Source organism: Corynebacterium gottingense, from assembly GCF_003693265.1.
Lineage (GTDB): Bacteria > Actinomycetota > Actinomycetes > Mycobacteriales > Mycobacteriaceae > Corynebacterium > Corynebacterium gottingense.
Window position 1 is genome coordinate 88,890 of sequence record NZ_RDRE01000002.1, and the last position, 23,630, is coordinate 112,519.

A 23,630-nucleotide genomic window follows, 5' to 3' on the forward strand; every position below is an offset into this window, starting at 1 on the left:
ATATCCCCGCAACGCGGTGACTTCCTAGCAGTATAAACGTCACCCCACGCCCACGGGGGCAACTTTCGGTCCTCTTCAATCCCTGCCCTGAGCGCGAGCATTGCTCCAGCGAGTGGAACAATGGACCCCATGGCTCAAGGTGTACGGGGAGCGGACTCAAGCCCCTATCTGGACTTCCACCGCCAGGATTGGCGCGAGCGCCGCGCGGCGATGCCGCAGGTGCTCACCGCCGAGGAGGCGGAGAAGCTCAGCGGTATCGGCGAAAACCTTGACTTGCAGGAGGTCGAGGACATCTACCTCCCCTTATCGCGTCTCATCCACCTCCAGGTCCGCGCCCGCCAGAAGCTCACCAACGCCACCGAGACCTTCATCGGCGGCGACCCCGGCCACGTCCCATTCATCATCGGCCTGGCCGGTTCGGTGGCCGTGGGCAAGTCGACCACTGCGCGCGTGCTCCAACTCCTGCTGCAGCGCTGGGAGTCGCATCCCCGCGTGGACCTGATCACCACGGACGGGTTCCTCTACCCCACCGAGGTGCTCCAGGAGCGCAACCTCATGTCGCGCAAGGGGTTCCCGGAATCCTACGATCGCCGCAACCTCATGCGCTTCGTCACCGAGGTCAAGTCCGGCCAGCCCGTGGTCAAGGCGCCCATCTACTCGCACACGGCGTACAACATCCTGCCCGGTGAGTACATCGAGGTCCGCCAGCCCGACATCCTCATCCTCGAGGGCCTCAACGTCCTCCAGACCGGCCCCACGCTCATGGTCTCGGATCTGTTCGACTTCTCCATCTACGTGGATGCCTCGGTCGAGCACATCGAGCACTGGTACATCTCGCGCTTTCTCAAGCTGCGCCACACCGCGTTCCGCGAGCCGGGCGCCCACTTCGCCGACTACGCCCAGCTTGATGATGCCCAGGCGACCCACCGCGCCCGCGAAATCTGGCAGACCATCAACCTGCCGAACCTGGTGGAAAACATCTTGCCCACGCGCCCCCGCGCCTCGCTTGTGCTGCGCAAGGGCTTCGACCATACGGTACAGCGCGTGCGCATGCGCAAGCTGTAGCGCTTGTCAGCGCCCCCTACTTCCCGAACCGACGCGACCGCTGGGAGTACTCGCGCAGCGCGCGCAGGAAGTCGATCTTGCGGAACGCGGGCCAGTAGGTATCCGTAAACCAGATTTCGGAGTAGGCGGCCTGCCAGAGCAGGAACCCGGACAGCCGCTGCTCGCCCGAGGTGCGGATGACCAGGTCGGGGTCCGGCTGACCCGAGGTATAGAGGTGCTCCCCGATCGAGTCCACCGTGACCGCCTCGGCCAGCGCGTCTGTCGTGGTGCCGCGGGCGGCTTCGTCCCGGATGAGGGAACGCACCGCGTCCACGATTTCCTGGCGCCCGCCGTAGCCGACGGCGATGTTGACGGTCAGCCCCGCCTTCCCCGTGGTTGACTCCGCGGAGCGCTGCATGCGCTCCACCACGTCCGGCGGCAGCAGGTCAAGGTGGCCGACGAGGCGCACGCGGCACGAATAGTGTTCCGTCGCGAGGTCCTCGATCACGTCAGAAATGATGTCAAAGAGCAGCTCCACCTCTTCGGAGGTGCGCTGGAGGTTCTCCGTGGAGAGCAGGTAGAGCGTGACCACGTCAACGTCCATTTCCGCGGACCAGCGCACCAGCTCGCCGATCTTCGCGCCGCCTGCCCGGTGCCCCTGGGAGATGTCGGTCAGCCCGGCCTCGCGCGCCCACCGACGGTTCCCGTCCGCCATCACAGCGATATGCTTGGGCCGCTTCTTGCCGCGCAGCTCGCGCTTCAAGCGCAGCTCGTACAGCGGGTACAGCACCTTCTCCAGCAACGTCACAGTCCTCACTCTACTCATGTGGCGCGCTCGCGCTTAGAAAATACGCTTCTTCCCGAGGTCCAGCACGCCGGCCTCGCGCATCGCGGCGTCCAGCGCCTCCTGGTCGAACGGGTCAATTCCGTGCGCCTCGGCAAACTGCTGGCGGCGCCGGAACCGCGAGTAGCGGCGGTGGAAGGCAAACCCGAGCGAGAGGATCACCACGGCCAGCACCACCAGGATGAGCAGGCCGATTGGCGATGCCTTGCCAAAGTCCGGCCCCACCGGGGTCTCCGCGGGCGCCTGCGCGAGCACGTAGCTCGACGCGTTCACCGCGGACGCGGTCAACGATGCTGTGAACCCAATGCTCATTTCGCGGCCTCCTCTTCGATGCCGGCGAACAGGTCGTCCTCCGGCAAGTGCGTTTTCACCCTGGTCTGCGCGAGCTCGAACTCCTCGGTGGGCCAGGCGTCTCGCTGGTCCTGCACCGAGCTGGCCATAAACGCGCCGGCCGGGTCGATCTGGGTGGCGTGCGCGGTGAGCGCCGCCTCGCGCTGCGCGAAGTACTCGCCGCACTCCACCTGCGTGGTCACGCGGCTCATCACGTCGGCCTGGTTCTGCTCCCAGCGCGCAATCATCAGCTCGTACGGGCTCGGCTTGCCCTGCGCGTAGAGTCGCTCCTGCAGCAGACGCATCCGCTGCAGGATAAACCCGTGGCTGTAATACAGCTTCAGCGGCGTCCACGGCTCACCCGCCTCGGGCGCAAACTCCGGATCACCCGCTTTTTCCCAGGCCAACATGGAAATCGTGTGCACCATGATGTGGTCCGGGTGCGGGTAGCCACCGTTTTCGTCGTAGGTGATAATGACGTGCGGCCGGAATGCGCGTATCGACGCCACCAGCTTGGCCGCCACCTCCACCGGATCCTGCACGGCGAACGAACCCTCTGGCAACGGGGGCAGCGGGTCCCCTTCCGGCAGCCCGGAGTCCTGGTAGCCCATCCACTCGTGCTCGACGCCGAGTGCGTCAACCGCGCGGGCCATCTCCTGCTCGCGGACCTGGATGAGGTTGTCCAGCACCCCCGGGCGATCCATGGCTGGGTTCAAAATGTCGCCCCGGCGGCCGTCAGTGCAGGTGACCACCTTGACGCGATTGCCTTCTGCCGCGTATTTCGCCATCGTCGCCGCGCCCTTAGACGATTCGTCGTCCGGGTGTGCGTGGATTGCCATCAGCCGCAAACCAGTCACGAGAACTCCAACTTTTGTAGGGGGCAGTGCTTCAACTCCGGCCCATCTTAGTACCATCAAGTGCGAAGCAATCGTTCGCTCCCGCGCCGCTAACCCAGAAGGAGAGGTCGCCGCCGTGTCCACTACCTCGAATGCACCCGCAGCACCAGGCAACGGCGGTACTTCGCGGACGCGGTACGGAGGGGGCACGGGGGCGTCGACAAGCAAACTGCCCGGGCGCATCATGGCGATCGCTGCGGTGCTGCTGGTGGGTTTTGCCATTTTTGCCGTGGCACGCGTGATGAGCGAGCGGTCCGCGCAGCCGATCAGCGCAGATTTCATTTCGCAGGAGAAGGTCGATGACTCGACCTCGCGGCTGTGGATCGACGTGACCCGCGAAGATACTGACGTGCCGTCCTATTGCATCGTCACCGCGGTGGACTACCACCACGCGGAGATCGGTCGCCGTGAAGTGGTCATCCCCGCGGGGGGCGAGGAAATGGAGCGACTCGCCGTTAACATGCCGGTGCGCGGCGATCTCGCGTCGGGGCGCGTCTACGGGTGCTCGGAGAAGATTCCGGACTATATGGACGCGGAAAGCGCCTACTACGCGGCCCGGTAGCCTGCGGGCAGTGTGTTAAGATCCGCCTGTATATTTGTACGAGTATGACCACGTAATCCGTCGGACTGGGCCCGGCCTGGGAAACAGGCGGGCTCGTTTTTGACGTATGAGGGAAGGGTTTTCCGCATGGCTGAGACGCAAAAGCAGTACATCACCCCGGAAATGAAGGACAAGCTCGAGGCAGAGCTGCAGCAGCTGATTGATAACCGCCCGGTGATCGCTGCTGAGATCAACGAGCGCCGCGAGGAGGGCGACCTCAAGGAGAACGCGGGCTACGACGCGGCTCGTGAGCAGCAGGACCAGGAAGAGGCCCGCATCAAGCAGATCTCCGAACTGCTGGCCAACTCCACCACCGAGCGCACTGGCGTCATCGAGGGCGTCGCGCACGTCGGTTCCGTCGTGCACGTGTACTACAACGGCGACGAGAACGATAAGGAGACCTTCCTCATCGGTACCCGCGCTGCATCCACCGACAACAAGGACCTGGAGACCTACTCCGAGAACTCCCCGCTTGGCGCAGCCGTCGTCGGCGCCTCCGAGGGCGATACGCGCAAGTACACCGCGCCGAACGGCCGCGAGATTTCGGTGACGATTCTCTCCGCGGAGCCGTATGATTCTGTTAAGGCTTCCACGCCGCGCGACTAGTACCACTAGCACGCAGCCTCATCCCCGCTTTATTGCACGCTCTTAGAACTAACTGAAGGATCAAACCTGTGATTTCCGTTTCCCGTAAGGCCGCGGCCGGCATGCTCGCCGTGGCAGCAGTTTCCCTCTCCGCCTGCCACCCGCCGCACCAGGTTGACTCCGCCGAGAAGGTCGACACGGCGAAGAGCCAGGACCCGGATTCGCTGGCTTCCTACGGCGCGACCCCGTCCGGCACCGCAGCTGCATCCGGCACCGCTACCGCGTCTGGCACCGCATCCGCGCAGCCGACCACTATCACGGCCTCTGACGGCACCCCCACCATCGCCAACTGCGGCGCCGTCGAGCTGGAGCGCCCGACCGAGCTGGTGCTGGATTGCACCGACCAGGGCAACCTGCTGCGCGACATCGTCTGGGATTCCTGGGAGGCCGACGCCGCTACCGGCACCGGCACCCGCGTGGCCCCGGGCCAGGAGCCGGAGGACATCGCCGTCTCCCTGTCCGAACCGGAGGTTGTCAACGGCGTACTGGCCTACACCACGATCACCGTGGACGGCGCGCAGGTGTACCCGGAGCGCGACATGTAACTTCGCCCCGCCTCAGGGCACGCGAAACGCGCCCGGCCCGCAACCTTGATTCCTTGCAAGGTGCGGGCCGGGCGCGTTTGGTATTCAGTGATTAATCATCATTGAAGATGGACAGGAAGCGCAGAATCTCGGTGTAGAGCCAGATGAGCGTCACTGCCAGGCCGAGGGCGACGCCCCATGCCTCCTTTGCCGGCGCACCGGAACGCACCAGCTTGTCGGCCAGGTCGAAGTCCTGCAGGAAGGACAGCGAGGCGATCACGATGCAGACGAGGCTGAAGATGATGGCCATCACGCCGTCACCACGCAGCGGGTTGATACCGGTGAACATGGCGAGCAGGAAGTTGCCCAGCGCGAGGATGGCGACACCAAAGATCATGCCAGTCAGTGCGCGGTTGAAGCGCGGGGTGACGCGGATCGCGCCAGTGCGGTAGACAAACAGCATGCCGATAAACACGCCGATCGTGCCCAGGATTGCCTGGAAGATGAGCTCACCGGCCGTCCCGCCGATGAGGAAGGAGAAGCCGCCGACAAACAGGCCTTCAAACGCCGCGTAGAGCAGCGTGACGGTCGGCGAGCCAAAGCTCTTGGAAAACGAGTGGACCAGCACAGTGATGAACGCGGCGATACCGCCGACGAACGTCAGGATCATGCCGATGCCTTGGTTCACGCCCATGCACAGGGCGAAATTCACCGCGGCGAACGCGACGATCACCGCGAGGGTGATGCCGGTCTTCGACACAATGTCATCCACCGTCATCGGGCGCTGTGAGTCCTGCGGGGCCCGCGGGGCCTGCCCAGCTTCAGTCTGGACGCCACCGTAGGGGGTGTGCTCGTTGTTTCCGTATCCGTAGCCCTGCTGCTGGGCCTGGGGCAAGTTCTTCAGTACCGGATTGCTACTTCGCATCTGGTTTCCATTCCTTTCCTTGTCCATCGTCCGTGTCACCTTATGTAACGCCCCACCTTCCCAGATAGTTCCCATCCGCGTATGAAGCTCCCGGCACACGGGCCTAAAGTGTGAGTATGCATCTGCCCGAATGGGGCGCGCCGGAGCTGTTTTCCCGCGCCCACCAGCAACGGTTTCGCCCCGCCGCGGTAGGCGACGCCGTGCGCGAGCGGCTGCTCGAGCTCACGGGGGATGCGCACCCGTTTGCTGCGCAGTACGGGGACGTGGAAATCCTGGCCTTCCGGATCAGCCACCCGGTGGACCACTACCTGTTCAGCACGTTCGGTCTGGCGCCGGTGCGCTCCTCGCTCCCGCTCGCCGGCACGCACACCGAGCTGACGCTCCGGGTTCCCCCAGCCGGCGCGCCGCTTCCCCCGGGTTGGCCCGCGGCGGTGCTGGGCCGGTTGGTCCGCCACATCCGGAGGACTGGCCGCCCCATCGAGCCCGGCCACTACTTCGACTTCCACGCGCCGGTCGCAGATGGCGCGCGGCTTTCCGCGTTCAGCTTCGTCGCGGACCCGCTGCTTGGCGTCGTCGATTCGCGCCTGGCCGTGGTCCGCTTCACCTACGCCGTGGGATTGACCGCGCGCGACCTCGAGGACGCGCTGGCGTGGGACCCGCTGAAGTTCACGGGCGTACTCGGAGACACGTTCCCCCTCGGGCTGAGCGATCCGGCGCGCGCGGATGTAGCCACGCACCGCGCCGCCCGCCGCATTGTCGCCGCGGCCACCGCCCGCGAGGGATCGACCGTGGGCGCCGTCGAGTCGCGGCTGCTCGGCGTCGAGGGCACCGGGCGTATCGACGTCTCCGTCGACGGCGCCCGCGCGATCCTGCGCGCCATGCGCCACCGCCTCCCCTTCGGCAGGCCTTTCGCCCTGGTCGCAGAGCACAACTGGCTGCTGTTCGACCCCGACCTCCCAGGAGCCATCACTGCAGAGGAGGACGGTCTGCGCGTGCCCACCTCCCCGGACGTGCGCAACGAAATCCTGGCCAAACTGGACGCGGAACCGGGGACGTACCGGCTCGTCACCGCCCCGCTCGAGTTGCACGTCGTGGATACACAGCGCTAAACCGCACGAGCATCGGTGCAATGAGCCACGAAGCAGACGCCCCCACCACCCTCATGTGGTTCCGCGATGACCTGCGCCTGCACGACAATGCGGCGCTTGCTTGGGCGGCGCGGTGACGTGGAACCGCCGCTACCACCTCACCGACATCGACGCGCAGGTCAAGGAGGCCACCGGCGCGGTCTCACACCCCGACTTCCTGCTCACCGAGCCCTGGGAGGTCCGCACTGGATCCGGCACGCCCTACCGCGTATTCACGCCCTTTTCCAAGAAGGCACAGGGCATGCTTCTCGACGCCCCTCCGTCCCCCACACCCGCCCCTGCCGTTGAGGGATTGGAGGGGGTCGAGGGGGCGTCGACAAGCGTGGACGAGCCCGAGTCGAGCGCAACGCTTGCGGCGCACTGCACCCCCGGCGACCGTATGGCACGCGGTCGCGCACCCAGAGATGGACCCCGATGCGCAACACCTCGAGCAGCTCGCCCGCTGACAGCGCGGGGAGACGGGCGTGCCGCTTGTCGACGCCGACGTGGCCTCCAACCCCTTCAACTGGCAATGGGTCGCGGGCTGCGGGGACGACGCCGCGCCGTACTTCCGTATCTTCAATCCGCTCACGCAGCAGCAGAAGTTCGACCGTGACGGCGCGTACGTCAGCCGCTGGGTACCCGAGGTGAGTACCCCCGCCTATCCTGGGCCGATGGTGGATGTACAGACATCCCGCAAGGTGGCGTTAGCGGCCTACGACGACATCGCGGCACATCATTGAGGAGGTCGCAGCCATGGTCCGCTTCCTGCTCAGCGACGAAGCCTCCTTTGTCAACGGCTCCTACCACCTCGTCGACGGCGGATACACTGCTCTCTAGGCCTTCTAGCCCCCTCGAAAAGAAAGGTGTACTTCCCGTGTCCACTTCAGCCTCGTCACCAACCGCAGCCGTGATCGGCGCCGGGTTCGCCGGCCTCGCCACCGCCGCGCTCCTGGCCCGCGAGGGATACGAGGTGACCGTCTTCGAGCGCTTGGACGCAGTCGGCGGGCGGGCCGGGGAGGAAACCTTCGACGGGTTCCGCTTCGACATGGGCCCGTCCTGGTACCTCATGCCGGACGCGTTTGACCACTTCTTCGCGCTCTTTGGCTACCGCACGGAGGAGCTGCTCGACCTCGTTCCGCTGGACCCCGCGTACCGCCTGTTCCCCGAGGGGCAGGCGCCACTCGACGTCCCCGCGGACCCCGCGCGCGCTGCGGCGCTTTTTGAGTCCATTGAGCCCGGCGCGGGCGCGAAACTCACCGAATACCTCGACTCCGCCGAGCGCACCTACGACCTGGCGTTGCGCCACTTCCTCTACACCACATTCTCCTCCCCCGCCGCGTTCCTCGCGCCGGAGGTGCGCGCCGGCTACGCCGACCTGGCCAGGTTCCTCACCACCCCGCTCGACCGCTTCGTGGCGCGCCGCTTCAGCGATGTCCGCCTGCGCCAGATGCTCACCTATCCGGCGGTGTTCCTGTCGTCGCACCCGTCGAAGACCCCGTCGCTCTACCACCTGATGAGCCACACCGACCTCACCCAGGGCGTGCGCTACCCGCTGGGCGGATTCGCCGCCGTCGTCGACGCCATCTACCGCATCGCCCGCGAGCAGGGCGTCCGCTTCCGCCTCGGCACGGAGGTCACCGCCATCACGCACTCCGGCGGCCGCGCCACGGGCGTGCGCGTTGGCACGGAGCAATTGCTTTTCGACGCCACCGTCTCCGCCGCCGACCTCCACCACACCGAAACACGCCTGCTCCCGGCGGACAAGAGGACCTACGACGAGCCCTACTTTGCCAAGCGCAACCCCGGGGTCAGCGCCGTCCTGCTCACCCTGGGGGTGCGCGGAGCACTGCCCCAGCTGGCGCACCACAACCTGCTGTTCAGCCGCGAGTGGGGCACGGACTTTGACGCGGTGTTCGACGGCCCCGTCAACGCGCGTCCCCTGGGCGCCTCGCGCTCAATCTACGTATCCAAGCCGTCGGCCACGGACCCCGGCACGGCGCCCGAGGGGCACGAGAACCTCTTCGTTCTCGTCCCGGTGCCCGCCCAGACGGATGTTGGGGGCGGAGATGCGTACGGAGGCGGGGCGTCGACAAGCGTCGAAGCGATCGCCGACGCTGCCCTGACGCAGATCGCGGAGTGGTGCGGCATCCCGGACCTGCGCGAGCGGATCGTCGTGCATAAGACGGTCGGGCCCGCAGACTTCGCGGACCGCTACCGCGCGTGGTCCGGAGGCGCGATCGGCCCGGCGCACACGCTGCGGCAGTCGGCGTTTCTGCGCGGGCGCAACGCGTCTCGCACACTGGACGACCTCTACTATGCGGGCGCGACGACGGTGCCGGGGGTAGGCGTGCCGATGTGCCTCATTTCTGCCGAGAACGTGGTGAAACGGCTCCGCGGCGACAAAAGTTCTGGGCCTTTACCTACCGCCTGACGGCGTCGATCACGTATGGTCGGGCGCATGAAACGACACACCGTAATTGCCGCGACACTGCTGACCTCGGTGGGCCTGGCGCTTGCCGGCTGCTCGGCCGATGACTCGACCAGCACCGACACGAGCGCAACGGCATCGCAGGAGTCCCCAGCGTCTGAGAGCACTGAGAGTCCCGTGGAAGCTGCGCCGGCGGAAGACCGAGGCACCGGCGAGCCGCCCGCCGAGTACGGCGAGGAAGCCAACAAGGTCATCGCCGCGTTTAAGGAGCAGTACCCCACCGCGGAGGAAACGGACCTGAATGCGCTCTACGAGCAGATGGGCGGCGACGACCAGTCGATGGAGACGCCCAGCGATGTCACCGTGGATCCGCCGCAGTGCGACTTCTCAGACGAGACCAAGGTCCTGGACAACCTCATGACCAAGCACTCGAAGTCCACCCTGCTGTCCAAGCCGGCAGAGATGCCCGAAAGCGGTCCGTCGGTGGACCTGGTCGTCGCGGAATTTGGCAACGAGGACGACGCGAAGGATCTGCTGAAGCGCAGCGACGTCTACAGCGGCGACTGCACGGACATCACGATCACGTCCGGCACCGGAGAGCAGGCCGTCTCTTCCCACAACACGTACGAGAAGTCGGACCTGAAGTTTGAGGGCGCGGACGATTCCTTCTCCGGCGTAACCACCGTCGAGGGCGCAATGTCCTACACCGGAGAGACGGTCTACGGCCGCTTTGGCAACACCGTTGTCCAAATCACCGGTTCCGGCGAGGACCCGGAGCAGGTCACGCGGCTGCTGCAGGACGCCGTTGACGCGGTGAGCTAATCGGTGCCCCCAGTGGGACTCGAACCCACACTGAATCGATTTTAAGTCGACTGCCTCTGCCGATTGGGCTATAGGGGCAACAGGCAAACATCGTACCCGGCCCCATTCGGGCTCCCCGAATCGGCTGCTTACTCGCTGACCGAGATGACCTTCTTCTTGCCCTTCTTGCCCTCCCCTCCGGCAGGCTTGGGGCCGTTGACGTCAATCTCCTCGACATCGAACATGCTGGACAGGAAGTCGGCTACCCACTGGACGAGTTCCACGTCGCGCAGATTCGGGCTGTTGATGGCCTTCGACTCGCGCGGCATCGGCACCTGGAGCGTCTTCGCGGCGGCGCGGTAGTTCGCCCCCGAGTACAGGCGCTTGAGCCGCACCTGCTTCGAGTCCGGCAGCTCCACGGGGTGGAACTTGATGCGCGTGCCCTGCACCAGGATGTCGGAGACCCCGGCCTTGCGCGCCTGGTGGCGCAGCCGCGCCACGGCCATCAGGCGCGACACCTCGACCGGCATCGGCCCGAAGCGGTCCACCATTTCCTCGGTGACGCGCGCGAGGTCCTGTTCTTCGCGCGCCTCGGCGAGCTTGCGGTAGATCTCCAGGCGTAGGCGTTCTGCGTTGACGTAGGTTTCCGGGATGTGGGCGTCGACAGGCAAATCGACCCGGATCTCCTTGGGGCCCTGGTCGGTGCCGTCGACGGTGCCGCCGTCCATCATGGTCTTAAACGTTTCGACCGCCTCGCCGACGAGCCGGACGTACATGTCAAAGCCGACACCGGCGATGTGGCCGGACTGCTCGGCGCCCAGCACGTTGCCGGCGCCGCGCATCTCCAAGTCCTTCTGCGCCACCGCGATGCCCGCGCCCAGGTCGTTGTGCTGGGCGATCGTGGCCAGGCGGTCGTAGGAGGTCTCTGTAAGCGTCTTTTCCTTCGGGTAGAGGAAGTAGGCGTAGCCGCGCTCGCGGGAGCGCCCCACGCGCCCGCGCAGCTGGTGCAGCTGCGACAGGCCCATGTTCTGGGCATTTTCCACGATGAGCGTGTTCGCGTTGGCGATGTCCAGGCCGGTCTCCACGATGGTGGTGCACACCAGCACGTCGTACTCGCGGTCCCAGAAGCCCTGCACGGTCTGCTCGAGCACCTGCTCGCTCATCTGCCCGTGGGCCACCACCACGCGGGCCTCCGGCACGAGCTGGCGCAGGGTGCGGGCGGTCTTCTCAATGTCGGAGACCTTGTTGTGGATGTAGAAGACCTGGCCGTCGCGCAGCAGCTCGCGTCGGATCGCCGCGGCAACCTGCTTGTCCTCCTGTGGGCCCACGTAAGTGAGCACCGGGTGGCGGTCCTCCGGCGGCGTGGTGATGCTGGTCATCTCGCGGATGCCGGTCAGGCTCATCTCCAGGGTGCGCGGGATCGGCGTCGCCGTCATGGTGAGCACGTCCACGTGGGATTTGAGGGCCTTGATGTGCTCCTTGTGTTCCACGCCGAAGCGCTGCTCCTCGTCCACGATGATCAGGCCGAGGTTCTTCCACTGCACGCCGGTGGTGAGCAGGCGGTGGGTGCCAATGACTACGTCCACGGAGCCGTCGGCAAGCCCGCCCGTGATCTCCTTCGCCTCCTTGGCCGAGGTGAAGCGGGACAGCTCGCGGACCGTCACCCCGAAGCCGTCCATGCGTCCGGCGAAGGTGTTGTAGTGCTGCTGGGCCAGCAGCGTCGTCGGCACGAGTACCGCGACCTGCTTGCCGTCCTGCACGGCCTTGAACGCGGCGCGGACGGCTACCTCGGTCTTGCCAAACCCGACGTCGCCGACGATGACGCGGTCCATCGGCGTCGGCTTCTCCATGTCGTCCTTGACCGCGTCGATGGCCGCCATCTGGTCCTCCGTCTCCACGAACGGGAACGCGTCTTCCATCTCCTGCTGCCAGGGCGTATCCGGGGCGAAGGCGTGGCCCGGCGCGGCCTGGCGCTTGGCGTAGAGCTCGATGAGCTCGCCGGCGATCTCGCGCACGGCCGCGCGGGCCTTGCGCTTCGTGTTCTTCCAGTCCGAGCCACCCATCTTGCTCACGCGCGGGGCCTCGCCGCCGGTGTACTTGCTCAGCAGGTCCAGCGATTCCATGGGGACCCACAGCTGGTCGCCGGGCTGGCCGCGCTTGGCGGGCTGGTACTCCAGCACGATGTACTCGCGCCGCGAGTCCTCGTCGCCCGTCTTGATGGTGCGCTCGGCCATCTTCACAAACTTGCCAATGCCGTGCGTGTCGTGGACGACAAAGTCGCCCGGCGTGAGCGCGAGCGGGTCGACGCGGTTGCGGCGGCGCGGGGCGCGGCGCTTGGCGCCGGCGATGTCGCCGACCCTGTTGCCGGTCACGTCCGTCTCGGTCACCACGACCAGGTTCGGACCCGGGAACACCATGCCCGCGTGGCTGAGCGCCTGGTAGAGGGTCACGGCGCCGTCGACGGGCTCGAGCCCCGGCGTGGCGATGCGCGCGGAGACGCCGTGCTCGCGCAGGCGCTCCGCGGTGCGCTCCACTGAGCCCTTCGCCGGGGCGACAAAGGCGACCTTGCCGTGGTTCTGCTGCACGTGCAGCTTCAGGGTGGCGTAGAGCTTCTCAATCTCCTTCGGGTCGCCCTTCGGCGCGGGCGCGGGCTCGAACTCGAGCGGGAGCGTCTCCGTGTCGTCCGCGGCGAACATGCCGGGCGGCGCGAAGGTCCACCACGCCGCCCCCGCGTTGCGCGCGGAAACCTCCAGCGACTCGTAGGAACGGAAGGAGGACGCGGACAGGTCGAGGCCCTCCACGGCGACGGGTCCCTCGGCGCCCATGGCGGCCGCCTCCCAGCCGGCCTCGAGGAATTCGTGGTCAGTGGCCTCCAGGTCGGCGATGCGGGTGCGCACCTTCTCCGGAGAGGTCACCATCACGATCGCGCCGGACGGCATCAGCTCCGGCAGCGCCGCGTACTTTTGCTCAGTGAGCGCGGGGATGAGCGCCTCCATGCCGTCGGCGTGGATGCCCTCGGACACGCGGGTGAGCAGCTGCACCAAGGTCGGGTTGGACGGGAACTTCCTGGCAAGCTCGTCGGCTTTGGCGGACACGGTGGCGTCGATAAGCAACTGCCTGGCGGGGAACACCTCGACGGCCGCGACCTCGTCGATGGCGCGCTGGTCTGCGACGGAGAAGCTGCGCAGGTCGGTGACCTCATCGCCCCAGAATTCGATGCGGACGGCCTGCTCGGCGGTGGTGGGGAAAATGTCGATGAGGCCGCCGCGGGTGGCAAACTCGCCGCGCTTGGCCACCATGTCCACGTGCTCGTAGCCGAACAGGGAAATCTGCTCGGTGAGCTGGGAAAAGTCGTACTCGCGGTCGGCTTCGATCCGGATCGGCTCCGTCGCGGGGAGCACGGGCTGGCACGCGGCGCGCGCGGCGGCCACGATCACCCGCGGCATCTCCCACAGCACCTTCGAGCGCCGCCCCACAACGTCCGGCGCAGGCGAGAGCCGCTCGTGCGGCAGCGTCTCGTAGGCGGGGAAATGCCCCACCTTCGCCTCGCCGAGCAGCGCCTTGAGCTCCGCAGCGAGGTCCTCCGCCTCGTGCCCCGTGGCGGTAATGAGCAGCAGCGGCACCTCGCGCGCGATCGCCCCGGCTGCCCAGGCGCGCGCCTGGTCCAGCCCCGTCACGTGCAGCGAATCCATCCCCACGTTGGCCACCAGCCCCTTGAGCTTGGGGTCGGTCATGGCCATGGTGAGCAGCCCGCCAAGCGCGGGCACGGTGTCCTGTGTCATTCGTCCTTCTCCCCATCCGTGGGCTTGTAGTGCTTCTCGACGCCACCTTCTCCGCCCCCACCCGCAGCCGAAAGTTCACACGGCACGATGTGGGGCTGCGCCTCCAGGCCGCGGAGCCCGTTCCAGCACATGTTGGCGATATGGGCGGCGGTGGTGTACTTGTCCGGCTGGCGCTCGTCCAGCCACCACAGCGCGGTGTTGGAAACCGTGCCGACCAGCGCCTGACCGTACAACGCCGCAACCGAGTCATCTAATCCACGCTGGCGGAACGCCTGCGCCAACAGCGCGGAGACCTGCGAGGTGACGCGGCTGAGCAGTGTGGTGTAAGTGGGCTCCTCCCCCGGCGCTTGGCCGCGGACGATAATGATGAACCCGTCGGTTTCCTCCTCGACGTACTCCAGCACCGCGACCACCCCCTTCTCGATGCGCTCGCGCCACCGCCCATCCTGGATCACCGCGGAGATCCGCGTTTCCAGCTTCTGCATCTCCACGTCGATGACGGCGCGGTAGAGCCCCTCCTTGCCGCCGAAGTGCTCGTAGATGACCGGCTTGGACACCTCGGCCCGGCTGGCGAGCTCCTCCACCGAGATGCCGTCGAGGCCGCGCTCCGCGAAGGCGGCGCAGCCCACGGCAATGAGTTGGTCCCGGCGCTGTTTGCCGGTCATTCGCTGACGAGCCATGCGTACTACTTTACGTCCGCGCGGCCCGCACCCGTCGAGGCCTCACCGCTGGAGACATTTTATGGAATCGCGCGCAATACGCTAGACTATCTTCTTGTCATTCCCCATGGTGTAATCGGCAACACTACGGTTTTTGGTACCGTCATTCTAGGTTCGAGTCCTGGTGGGGAAGCTTTTTATGCAGCGGGTTCGCGTGGCTCAAATAGTAAATTTAATCCTTTTCCGACTACACTGCCATTGTTTTAACAGCTAGTCGGAAGGCCTCCCCTATGCCGCGCCCAATTCACGGCTCAACCCGGTATGTCCCTGCGCTCGACGGGCTCCGCTCGATCGCGGTGCTGTTGGTCATTGCGTACCACCTGAACCTCCCGGGCTTTGGCGGTGGGCTACTCGGCGTCGGCGTCTTTTTCACGCTCTCCGGCTACCTCATCACGCTCAACCTGATGAACGGCCACCTGCGCGACAACTCGCTGCACCTGGGCACCTTCTGGCTACGCCGGTTCCGTCGTCTCGCGCCGGCGATGTTGGCCACCGTCCTGACGGTCCTGCTCCTCTCGGTCGCCTTCGACGCCGAGCACCTGCGCGACCGCGCCTTCGAGGCCATCAGCTCGGTGTTCTACGTGAACAACTGGCACAACATCGCCACCGGGACGTCCTATTTTGACCAGTTCAACGGGCCCGGCCCGCTCGACCACATGTGGTCGCTTGCCATCGAGGAGCAGTTCTACCTCCTGTGGCCGCTCCTGCTCTGGGTCCTGCTCAAGGTGCTGCGCCGCCCCTGGTTCGTCGCCACCGCCACCGTCCTCCTCGCCGCCGCCTCCTTCGGGTGGATGTGGGCACTGGCCACACCCGACGTGGACCCGACCCGCATTTACGAGGGCACCGACACCCGCGCCGGCGGCCTGCTGTTGGGCGCGGCGCTCGCCATCATCGTCGCTGCGCGCCGCAACGCCGGGAAGCAGGTGGCTGCTTCACCGGTGGCCGGCACGCTCGTCGGCGCAGTCGGCTTTGCCGGCATCATCGCGCTGAGCATGGTGGTCGCCCAGGAGAACATGTTCCTGTACAAGGGTGGCATCCTCCTGCTCAACGCGGCGACTGTCCTGGCCATCTACGCCGTTTTGGGCACGCGCGGCCCCTGGCCCGCGATCCTCGGCTGGGAGCCGCTGCGCTGGATCGGCGAACGCTCCTACGGCATCTACCTGTGGCACATGCCGGTCATCTACTTCATGCCGGATACGTGGCTGCAGGAGCACCTGTTCTGGGCCTCCGTGCTCACCGTCGGTTTGTCTGTGGCGCTCGCAGCGCTCAGCTGGACCCTGTTTGAAAACCCGATCCGCCGCCACGGTGTGTTCGGCCCACTCAAGGCGTACAAGACGAAGCCGCTGCAGGCGCTGCGCCCAGTATCGCTGGGGTCCACGGTGACGTTGATCAGCGTGATCGCCATCGGCATCCCCGCCCTGTTCGCCACGGACACCGGCAGCCCCGCGAAGCCGGCGATGGCGCTGCCCAACTCCGCGAAGAGCAGCGGTCACAGGGAACAGGAGGCCGAGGAAACGACCGAATCTATGACTACCACTGAGCAGGCGGCGTCGTGGAGCGACCAGGCCGCAGACGTCACCACCGCCTGCGGCCAGGTCATCCACGTGGGCGATTCCACCTCAATCGGCATGTTCGACCCCGGCCAGCTCCCCGAGGGCGCGGAAACCGCGATCGACCGCTACCTGGACGCCGGGGCGGACAGCGTCGAGACGAGCGTCTTCGGCGCTCGCGCCACCAACCAAGGGTTTAGCGGCAACGGCGAAAACTATCCGTCTGCCATCGAGTCCGTCCAGCAGCTCCAAAACATGGGCGTGCCCGGTGAGGACACCTGCTGGGTGATCGCCACCGGCGTCAATGACGCGGCCAACGCGGACGCCGCCCGCTCCTACGGCTACGACACCACCGGCGAGATCGAGACCAACATTCGCACGATGCTCGAGCTTCTCGACGGCTACCGCGTCATGTGGCCGACCGCCGCCACCGGCAACCCGAGCAACGGCTTCTACTCCAACGAGAACATGCAGGAGTTCAACGACGCACTCCGCAAGGTCGCGGCAGAGCGTCGCGACGTCGTGGTCTACGACTGGGCGTCCGAGGCCCGCGGCCACCTGTATTGGTTCCTGGCCGGAGACGAGGTGCACTACAACGCCACGGGCAACGACGCGCGCGGGAAGCACTTCGCCTCAGCACTGTCCCACGCATTCCCACAAGGCATCGAGACCAGCGACATCCCGAAGGACGCGGAGGTTACTGCGGACGGTCCAAAATCTTAAACTGGCCCATCATCCCCTCGTCCTCGTGGAACAGCATGTGGCAGTGGTACATGAAGGCGTACTCGGGGTTGGGGAGGAACGGGATGTCCACGTAGAGGCGGACCGTGGCCAGCGGCGGGATGTAGACGGTGTCGTGCCAGCCGTCCGTGAACGCTAACTCGCCGCCTTCCACGCCGAGCACGCGGAAGCGCGCGTTGTGGATGTGGAAGTTGTGGGGCCAATCCGCGTTCTCGTTGGTCACGGTCCACACCTCCGGCCCCTCCTTATCAATGACAAAGTCGATCCGGTCCATGTCCATGGACTGCTCGTTGATCTGGAACCCGTTGAGGCGGAACTCTCGCTCCACCGCTGCCTGCACATCGTCGGAGCTCACCTCCGGCGCCGCGGCGAGCTCCGACGGCAGGTCCCCGTTGCTCCCGGACGCAGGCCCGGTTATTTCCAGCAGGTCGAACGTGTCGCCCAGCCCGAAGCCGTTAGCCACCTCCTCGTCCGGGAGGCCGCCGCCGTCCGGCACCCCGATGCTGCGCAGCTTCGCGGTCTTGCCCGACTCGAGGTCCAGGATGACCTCGGCGCGCTCGCCCGGGCTGAGCAGGATCGAATCCACCTCGACGGGGCGCTCCAGCAAGCCCTGGTCCGTAGCGATGACGTGGACCGGCGTGCCGAAGCTGAGGTTGTGGAACCGCATGGTGGTCCCGTTGAGCAGGCGCAGCCGCAGCCGCGACGCTTCGGCCTCCAGCTTCGGTTTCGTAATGCCGTTGATCAGCGGGGTGTCCCCGAGCAGGCCGTAGGTCGGGTCGATCGTCTCGTCCAGCTGGCCGTCGTCGGTGAACTTGGCATCCGTGATCACCACCGGGATGTCGTCCACGCCGTAGGTACTGGGAAGGCCGAGGGCGTCCGCGCCGTCGTCGGCAATCACGATGCCCCCGGCGAGGCCGCGGTACGCGTGCAGCGCGGACACCCCGTGCGGGTGCGGGTGGTACCAGAGGGTGGCGGCGTCCTGTCGCACGGTCCACTCCGGCTGCCACTGCTCCCCCGGCGCGAAGGCGAGCGCGGGGCCGCCGTCCGCATCAGCGGGAAGGTGCATGCCGTGCCAGTGCACGACGGTGGGTTCGCTCACCTGGTTGCGCACCGTCATCCGCACGGTCTCGCCGTTGCGCATGTACAGGGTCGGCCCGAGGAAATCGCCGTTGAAGCCCCAGGTCTTGGTGCGCACCCCGGGCAGGATCTCAGCGTGCCCCTCCTGCGCGGTCAGCTCGAACTCGCGCGCTCCCCCGACCAACCGGCCCTGGTCCAACGGAGGGATAGGCAGGGGCCGTGCCTCCTCTTTCGCCCCGCGCGGGGTGGGTTGCCCGCTCGCGCAAGCGGCGAGTACCGCCGCACTCGAGAGGACGATGCCCCGGAAAAAGGTCCGCCGATTGATACCGCGTGCCACGGTCAAAGCCTCCTGCTCAGCCGAAAAGTTTGGTGCGCCTCATTCTGCGCACGCCACCCCTCAACTCTACTATTCCCCACATGAGCAACAGCCCGAAACCACATCAGGAGTACAACGCGCGCAGGTTCATCTGGTCGAACGGCCTGCAAGGCATCGGCGACCAGATCGTCGCCCCCAAAACGGTCCTGCCCTGGCTCTTCACGGCGGCAGGCGTGCCGCACGTCTTCACTTCTTTCCTCGTCCCGATCCGCGAGTCCGGCTCGATGCTCCCCCAGGCCGCGCTCAGCCCGTGGGTCACCTCGCAGGCGCAGCGCAAACGCGCCTGGCTCATCGGCTCGTGGGGCCAGGCGATCTCCGCAGGCTTGATCGCGCTCAGTGCAATGCTTATCGACGGCACCGCCCTCGGCGCCGCAGTCATCGTCCTCCTCGCAGCGCAAGCGGTGTTCCGCGCGCTGTGCTCCATCGCGGGCAAGGACGTGCAGGGGCGCACCATTGAGAAGGGGCGCCGCGGCCGGATCACGGGCCGCGCCGCCGCGCTGTCCGGCGGCTTCACCCTCGCCGTCGGCCTCCTCCTCACTTTTCTCCCCAACGACTTGCCCCGGTGGGTGATCGTGGCGCTGCTGGCTGGCGGCGCGTCCACGTGGGCGTTCGCCTCGCTGGTCTTTGGCACGATCAAGGAGCCCGCCGAGGAGCCGACTCCTGCGTCCAACACCAACTGGGCGAAGGCCACCTACGACCTGGTCAAGGGCGACCGCCAGCTGCAGAAGTTCCTCGTCGTGCGCTCGCTGATGTTGGTCACCGCCCTGTCCACCCCCTTTATCGTGGTGCTGGCGCAATCGGAGGGCGCGAACCTCTCCAACCTGGGCTCGTTCATCATTGCCTCTGGCGGCGCGGCGCTCATTGGTGGGCGCATCTCCGGCATCTGGTCCGATAAGTCGTCGAAGACGACGATGGCTTGGGCGGCGGCGGTGGCGTCGATAAGCCTGCTCCTGCTCGTCGCGAGCGCAAACCTGCTGCCCGCGGCCGCCAACGCGTGGATCATGCCGCTGGGCTTCTTCGTGGTCAACCTGGCGCACACCGCCGTGCGCGTGAGCCGCAAGACGTACCTGGTGGACATGGCGGACGGCGACCGCCGCACGATGATCACGGGGGCCGCGAACACCGTGATGGGCGTGGTGTTACTGGTGGTCGGCGCGATCTCCTCAGCGATCTCGGTGCTCGGACCGCAGACCACGCTGGTGTTCCTGGCCCTCGTCGGCTTCATTGGTGTGTTCTCCGCCGCGAACCTGAAGGATGTCTCTGCCCGCAACGCGTAGGCGTTATGCGTTAACGTAAACAGGACGATAGTTACTCAACTCAAAGCCATACATAAGGAGCCAAGAGTGCCAAACCACTCCCAGTGCGCCGTCGTTGTGCTCGCCGCAGGCGCCGGTACCCGCATGAAGTCGACGAAGCAGAAGACGCTGCACGAGATCGGTGGGCGCAGCCTGCTCTCCCACTCGCTGCATGCCGCAGCCTCCGTGCACCCGGAGCACGTCGTCGCCGTCGTCGGCCACCAGCGCGACCAAGTGTCTCCGGCGGTGGACGAGATTGCCCAGGAGATGGACACCACCATCCTCCAGGCGGTGCAGGAGGAGCAGAACGGCACCGGCCACGCGGTCCAGTGCGGCCTGACCGCCATCCCCGACTTCGACGGCACAGTCGTGGTCACCAACGGCGACGTCCCGCTCCTGCAGCCGGAGACCATCGAGGCGCTCATCAGCGAGCACGAGCGGGCGCAGGCCGCCGTGACGGTGCTCTCCCTGGAATTCCAGAACCCCACCGGCTATGGCCGCATCATCCGCGACGAGTCCGGCGACGTGCGCGAGATCGTCGAGGAGAAGGACGCCAACGACGAGCAGAAGGCCGTCAAGGAGGTCAACTCCGGCGTCTTTGCGTTCGACGGCGCCGTGCTGCGCGACGCGCTGACCCGCATCAATTCGGACAACGCGCAGGGCGAGCTGTACATCACCGACGTGCTCGGTATCGCCCGCGGCGACGGCAAGACCGTCGCGGCCTTTGTGGCGCCCGACGCCCGCGAGCTGGCCGGCGTGAACGACCGCGTGCAGCTGGCTGCCGCCGGCAAGGAGCTGAACCGCCGCCAGGTGGAGAAGGCGATGCGCGGGGGCGCCACCGTGGTCGACCCGGCGACCACCTGGATCGGCGTAGACGTGGAGATCGGCCAGGACGTGATCATCTACCCCAACACGCAGCTGTGGGGTGCCACCTCGATCGGCGACCGCGCCGAGATCGGCCCGGACACCACGCTGACCGACATGGAGGTGCACGCCGGCGCGAAGGTAGTGCGCACCCAGGGCGAGCTGGGCCTGATCGGCGAGGACGCAACCGTCGGCCCGTTCACCTACATCCGCCCCGGCACCGAGCTGGGCGCGCGCGGCAAGCTCGGCGGGTTCGTCGAGTCCAAGAACGCGAAGATCGGCGAGGGCTCCAAGGTCCCGCACCTCACCTACATCGGCGACGCCACCGTGGGCCGCGAGTCCAACATCGGCGCCTCCTCCGTCTTTGCCAACTACGACGGCGTGAACAAGCACCACACCACGATTGGCGACTACTGCCGCACCGGGTCCGACACCATGTTTGTCGCCCCGGTGAACATCGGTGATGGCGCCTACACCGGCGCGGGTACAGTGGTAACGGAAGATGTGCCTGCAGGCGCACTCGCCATCAAGGAAGGCCGCCAGCGCAACATCGAGGGATGGGTGGAAAAGCGCCGCCCGGACACCGATGCTGCGAAGGCTGCCAAGAACGCACGCGAGAGCTAAAGGATCGCAATGACTGGATACTCAACCGAAAGCCACAAGGACCTCAAGGTCTTTTCGGGCCGCGCCCACCCGGCGCTGGCGAACCAGGTGGCCAACGAGCTCGGTATTGACCTCGTTCCCACCACCGCCCGCGACTTTGCAAACGGGGAGATCTTCATCCGTTTCGAGGAGTCCGTCCGCGGCGCCGACTGCTTTGTCATGCAGTCGCACGCGCAGCCGCTGAACAAGTGGCTGATGGAACAGCTCATTATGATCGACGCGCTCAAGCGCGGCTCCGCGAAGCGCATCACCGCGATCCTGCCGTTCTACCCCTACGCCCGCCAGGACAAGAAGCACCGCGGCCGCGAGCCGATCTCCGCCCGCCTCATCGCGGACCTGCTCACCACCGCCGGCGCCGACCGCATTGTCTCCGTGGACCTGCACACCGACCAGATCCAGGGCTTCTTCGACGGCCCGGTCGACCACATGCACGCCCAGCCCATCCTGGTGGACTACATCAAGTCCAAGTACCCGATGGACAACCTGGTCGTGGTCTCCCCCGACGCCGGCCGTGTGAAGACTGCGGAGAAGTGGGCGAACGCGATGGGCGACGCCCCGATGGCGTTCGTGCACAAGACCCGCGACATCGACGCCGCGAACAAGGTCGTGTCCAACCGCGTCGTCGGCGACGTCAAGGGCAAGGATTGCATCCTCATGGACGACATGATTGACACCGGCGGCACCATCGCCGGCGCCGTCGGCGTGCTGAAGGAGGCGGGCGCGAAGTCCGTCGTCATCGCCTGCACCCACGGCGTGTTCTCCGACCCGGCACGCGAGCGCTTGAGCCAGTGCGGCGCCGAGGAGGTCATCACCACCGACACCCTGCCGCAGTCCACCGAGGGCTGGAAGAACCTGACGGTGCTGTCCATCGCCCCGCTGCTGGCTAAGACGATCCGCGAGATCTTCGAAAACGGCTCGGTGACCACCCTCTTCGAGGGCCAGGCGTAGTAGCCCACCGCCGTACTTTCCCATAAGCCCCCGTGACCGCACGCCGGTACGGGGGCCGCAATGAATTGTGAGGAGTCCCGTGTCCGACGTAGCAACACCGCCAGAAAGCGATGGTGGCCTGCAGCGCGGCGTGAAGCAGCGCCACATGCAGATGATCGCCTTTGGCTCATCGATCGGCACCGGCCTGTTCCTCGGCTCCGCCGAGTCCATCAACTACGCCGGCCCCGCGGTCCTGCTCGCGTTCCTCATCGTCGGCGCGATCGTCTACCTGCTCATGCGCATGCTGGGCGAGATGGCGGTCGCCCGCCCGGTCTCCGGCTCGTTCGCCGCCTACGCCCGCGAGTTCATCGGCCCGCGCGCCGGCTTCATCGCGGGCTGGAACTGGTGGTTCACCACCATCGTGGTGGGCATGATCGAGCTGACCGCCATGGGCACGTTCCTCGACTTCTGGTTCCCCTCCATCCCCCACTGGCTCACCGCCCTGGTCACGCTCCTGGTCGTGGTGACCATCAACGCGGCGCGCGTGAGCGTATTCGCGGAGGCCGAGTACTGGCTCAGCCTGATCAAGGTCATCGCGCTCACCCTCATGATTGTGCTGGGCGTCGTGCTCGTCCTGGGACTGGGACCAGAACCCGCGGTGGGCACCGACAACCTGTTCATCCACGGCGGGTTCTTCCCCAGCGGCGTCACCGGCGTCCTGTTCTCCCTGGTTGCCGTCACGTTTACGTTCGGCGGCATCATGTCCATCGGCACGGCCGCGGGCGAGGCGCAGGACCCGTCGAAGTCCATTCCACGCGCCGTCAACTCGGTCATCTGGCGCATCCTCCTGTTCTACCTGGGCGGCATGAGCGTCATCTTGCTCCTCGCCCCGTGGGACGAGCAAGGCTCCTCCGCCAGCCCGTTCATCCGCGTGCTCACGGCGGTCGGCGTCGACGGCGCAGCGCACCTGCTCAACCTGGTGATCCTGGTGGCGGTGGCCTCGGTGTGCAACACCATGACGTACTCCGGCAGCCGTATGCTCCGCGACCTCTCCCGCAACGGCCAGGCCCCCGCCTGGTTCTCCGCCACCACCAAGAAGGGCTTGCCGCTTCGGGCACTGCTTTTCGACGCCACGCTGATGGGCGTCGTCGTCATCCTGAACTACTTCTTCGAGGGGAAGGTCTTCGCGGTGTTGCTTGCCATCATCGTGGGTTCGGAGCTGATCACGTGGGCGTCGATAAGCTTTGCCCACCTCCGCTTCCGCGCGGGCGGCGGGCAGTCTTCCTTCCGCGCGCCGTTCTCCCCCGTTGCCAACTGGCTCTGCGCCGGGTTCTACCTGCTGGTGCTCGTGCTCATGGCGTGCCTGCCGGATTACCGCGTGGGGCTGCTCGCGCTCATTGCCTGGATCGTCGCACTGAGCGTAATAAGTGCCCTCCGGAAGCACGATGAGGTCCTAAACTAGTCAGGC

General features: G+C 66.5%; 21 protein-coding genes, 1 tRNA gene and 2 pseudogenes. 16 read left to right on the plus strand and 8 right to left on the minus strand.

Annotated elements, in window-relative coordinates:
* Positions 1–129 precede the first annotated feature (129 nt).
* Entirely contained in the window at positions 130–1,065 is a 936-nt protein-coding gene (gene coaA, locus EAW56_RS02065; RefSeq protein ID WP_095276839.1) for a type I pantothenate kinase, read from the plus strand.
* 16 nt (positions 1,066–1,081) lie between these two features.
* Here coaA and EAW56_RS02070 read toward each other — a convergent pair whose 3' ends face one another.
* From EAW56_RS02070 to mca, 3 genes are read right to left on the minus strand one after another with little or no spacing between them, the layout of a single operon-like run.
* The gene (locus EAW56_RS02070) at positions 1,082–1,870 is read right to left on the minus strand and encodes an isoprenyl transferase (RefSeq protein WP_186439380.1); all 789 of its coding nucleotides are present in this window, start codon (positions 1,868–1,870) and stop codon (positions 1,082–1,084) included.
* Between the two features lie 15 nt (positions 1,871–1,885).
* Positions 1,886–2,200 carry a hypothetical protein gene (locus tag EAW56_RS02075; RefSeq protein WP_095535680.1) on the minus strand — a complete coding sequence of 105 codons (315 nt, stop codon included), beginning with the start codon at positions 2,198–2,200 and terminating at the stop codon, positions 1,886–1,888.
* Positions 2,197–3,057 (minus strand): mycothiol conjugate amidase Mca, encoded by an 861-nt coding sequence (gene mca / locus EAW56_RS02080; protein WP_122084836.1) that lies wholly within the window; start codon positions 3,055–3,057, stop codon positions 2,197–2,199. The genes EAW56_RS02075 and mca overlap by 4 nt, the downstream gene beginning before the upstream one ends.
* A 133-nt stretch (positions 3,058–3,190) precedes the next feature.
* Between mca and EAW56_RS02085 the strand changes: the two genes are divergently transcribed.
* The 3 genes from EAW56_RS02085 to EAW56_RS12635 all read left to right on the plus strand — a co-directional run bounded on the left by EAW56_RS02085 (position 3,191) and on the right by EAW56_RS12635 (position 4,905).
* Entirely contained in the window at positions 3,191–3,676 is a 486-nt protein-coding gene (locus EAW56_RS02085; protein ID WP_244213318.1) for a DUF4307 domain-containing protein, read from the plus strand.
* A gap of 126 nt (positions 3,677–3,802) precedes the next feature.
* Complete coding sequence (gene greA / locus EAW56_RS02090; protein ID WP_095276849.1) at positions 3,803–4,321, plus strand: transcription elongation factor GreA; 519 nt, start codon at positions 3,803–3,805, stop codon at positions 4,319–4,321.
* A gap of 68 nt (positions 4,322–4,389) precedes the next feature.
* The gene (locus tag EAW56_RS12635; protein WP_095548445.1) at positions 4,390–4,905 is read left to right on the plus strand and encodes a hypothetical protein; all 516 of its coding nucleotides are present in this window, start codon (positions 4,390–4,392) and stop codon (positions 4,903–4,905) included.
* A 91-nt stretch (positions 4,906–4,996) separates the two neighbouring features.
* Here the strand turns inward: EAW56_RS12635 and EAW56_RS02105 are convergent, their stop codons facing one another.
* Positions 4,997–5,809 (minus strand): Bax inhibitor-1/YccA family protein, encoded by an 813-nt coding sequence (locus EAW56_RS02105; RefSeq protein WP_122084838.1) that lies wholly within the window; start codon positions 5,807–5,809, stop codon positions 4,997–4,999.
* Between the two features lie 116 nt (positions 5,810–5,925).
* On the opposite strand from EAW56_RS02105, the gene EAW56_RS02110 reads away from it, so the two are divergent.
* From EAW56_RS02110 to EAW56_RS02130, 7 genes and pseudogenes are all read left to right on the plus strand, one after another.
* A complete protein-coding gene (locus tag EAW56_RS02110; RefSeq protein ID WP_122084840.1) occupies positions 5,926–6,918 on the plus strand; it encodes a suppressor of fused domain protein in 993 nt (330 codons plus the stop codon).
* Positions 6,919–6,938: 20 nt separating this feature from the next.
* Positions 6,939–7,034, plus strand: coding sequence for a deoxyribodipyrimidine photo-lyase (locus EAW56_RS12960; protein WP_167457375.1), 96 nt, complete (start codon positions 6,939–6,941; stop codon positions 7,032–7,034).
* A pseudogene (locus EAW56_RS13210) lies at positions 7,031–7,165 on the plus strand (deoxyribodipyrimidine photo-lyase); the annotation flags it as partial. The gene EAW56_RS12960 and the pseudogene EAW56_RS13210, both read left to right, overlap by 4 nt.
* Before the next feature lie 262 nt (positions 7,166–7,427).
* Positions 7,428–7,679, plus strand: a pseudogene (locus EAW56_RS12965) (FAD-binding domain-containing protein); the annotation flags it as partial.
* A 13-nt stretch (positions 7,680–7,692) separates the two neighbouring features.
* Positions 7,693–7,776 carry a hypothetical protein gene (locus EAW56_RS02120; RefSeq protein ID WP_415528314.1) on the plus strand — a complete coding sequence of 28 codons (84 nt, stop codon included), beginning with the start codon at positions 7,693–7,695 and terminating at the stop codon, positions 7,774–7,776.
* A gap of 37 nt (positions 7,777–7,813) precedes the next feature.
* The gene (crtI, locus tag EAW56_RS02125; protein WP_122084841.1) at positions 7,814–9,370 is read left to right on the plus strand and encodes a phytoene desaturase family protein; all 1,557 of its coding nucleotides are present in this window, start codon (positions 7,814–7,816) and stop codon (positions 9,368–9,370) included.
* Positions 9,371–9,397: 27 nt separating this feature from the next.
* Positions 9,398–10,189 carry a hypothetical protein gene (locus EAW56_RS02130; protein ID WP_133064842.1) on the plus strand — a complete coding sequence of 264 codons (792 nt, stop codon included), beginning with the start codon at positions 9,398–9,400 and terminating at the stop codon, positions 10,187–10,189.
* A gap of 4 nt (positions 10,190–10,193) precedes the next feature.
* Here the strand turns inward: EAW56_RS02130 and EAW56_RS02135 are convergent.
* The 3 genes from EAW56_RS02135 to EAW56_RS02145 form a co-directional block, all read right to left on the minus strand.
* Positions 10,194–10,267 (minus strand) — tRNA-Leu (locus EAW56_RS02135).
* Between the two features lie 50 nt (positions 10,268–10,317).
* Entirely contained in the window at positions 10,318–13,950 is a 3,633-nt protein-coding gene (mfd, locus tag EAW56_RS02140; RefSeq protein WP_095554986.1) for a transcription-repair coupling factor, read from the minus strand.
* Positions 13,947–14,630: a TetR/AcrR family transcriptional regulator gene (locus EAW56_RS02145; protein ID WP_095276876.1), complete on the minus strand. Its 684-nt coding sequence runs from the start codon at positions 14,628–14,630 to the stop codon at positions 13,947–13,949. Before EAW56_RS02145 ends, mfd begins: the two co-directional genes overlap by 4 nt.
* Before the next feature lie 269 nt (positions 14,631–14,899).
* On the opposite strand from EAW56_RS02145, the gene EAW56_RS02150 reads away from it, so the two are divergent.
* Positions 14,900–16,942, plus strand: coding sequence for an acyltransferase family protein (locus tag EAW56_RS02150; protein WP_122084843.1), 2,043 nt, complete (start codon positions 14,900–14,902; stop codon positions 16,940–16,942).
* Here EAW56_RS02150 and EAW56_RS02155 read toward each other — a convergent pair.
* A complete protein-coding gene (locus EAW56_RS02155) occupies positions 16,917–18,374 on the minus strand; it encodes a multicopper oxidase family protein (RefSeq protein WP_244213321.1) in 1,458 nt (485 codons plus the stop codon). The genes EAW56_RS02150 and EAW56_RS02155 overlap by 26 nt on opposite strands.
* 80 nt (positions 18,375–18,454) lie before the next feature.
* On the opposite strand from EAW56_RS02155, the gene EAW56_RS02160 reads away from it, so the two are divergent.
* The 4 genes from EAW56_RS02160 (at position 18,455) to EAW56_RS02175 (ending at position 23,624) form a co-directional block, all read left to right on the plus strand.
* Entirely contained in the window at positions 18,455–19,690 is a 1,236-nt protein-coding gene (locus tag EAW56_RS02160) for an MFS transporter (protein WP_122084845.1), read from the plus strand.
* Between the two features lie 66 nt (positions 19,691–19,756).
* Positions 19,757–21,196, plus strand: coding sequence for a bifunctional UDP-N-acetylglucosamine diphosphorylase/glucosamine-1-phosphate N-acetyltransferase GlmU (glmU, locus tag EAW56_RS02165; RefSeq protein ID WP_122084846.1), 1,440 nt, complete (start codon positions 19,757–19,759; stop codon positions 21,194–21,196).
* 9 nt (positions 21,197–21,205) lie between these two features.
* Positions 21,206–22,183 (plus strand): ribose-phosphate diphosphokinase, encoded by a 978-nt coding sequence (locus EAW56_RS02170; protein WP_095535692.1) that lies wholly within the window; start codon positions 21,206–21,208, stop codon positions 22,181–22,183.
* A gap of 79 nt (positions 22,184–22,262) precedes the next feature.
* A complete protein-coding gene (locus EAW56_RS02175) occupies positions 22,263–23,624 on the plus strand; it encodes an amino acid permease (protein WP_244213322.1) in 1,362 nt (453 codons plus the stop codon).
* Positions 23,625–23,630 lie beyond the last annotated feature (6 nt).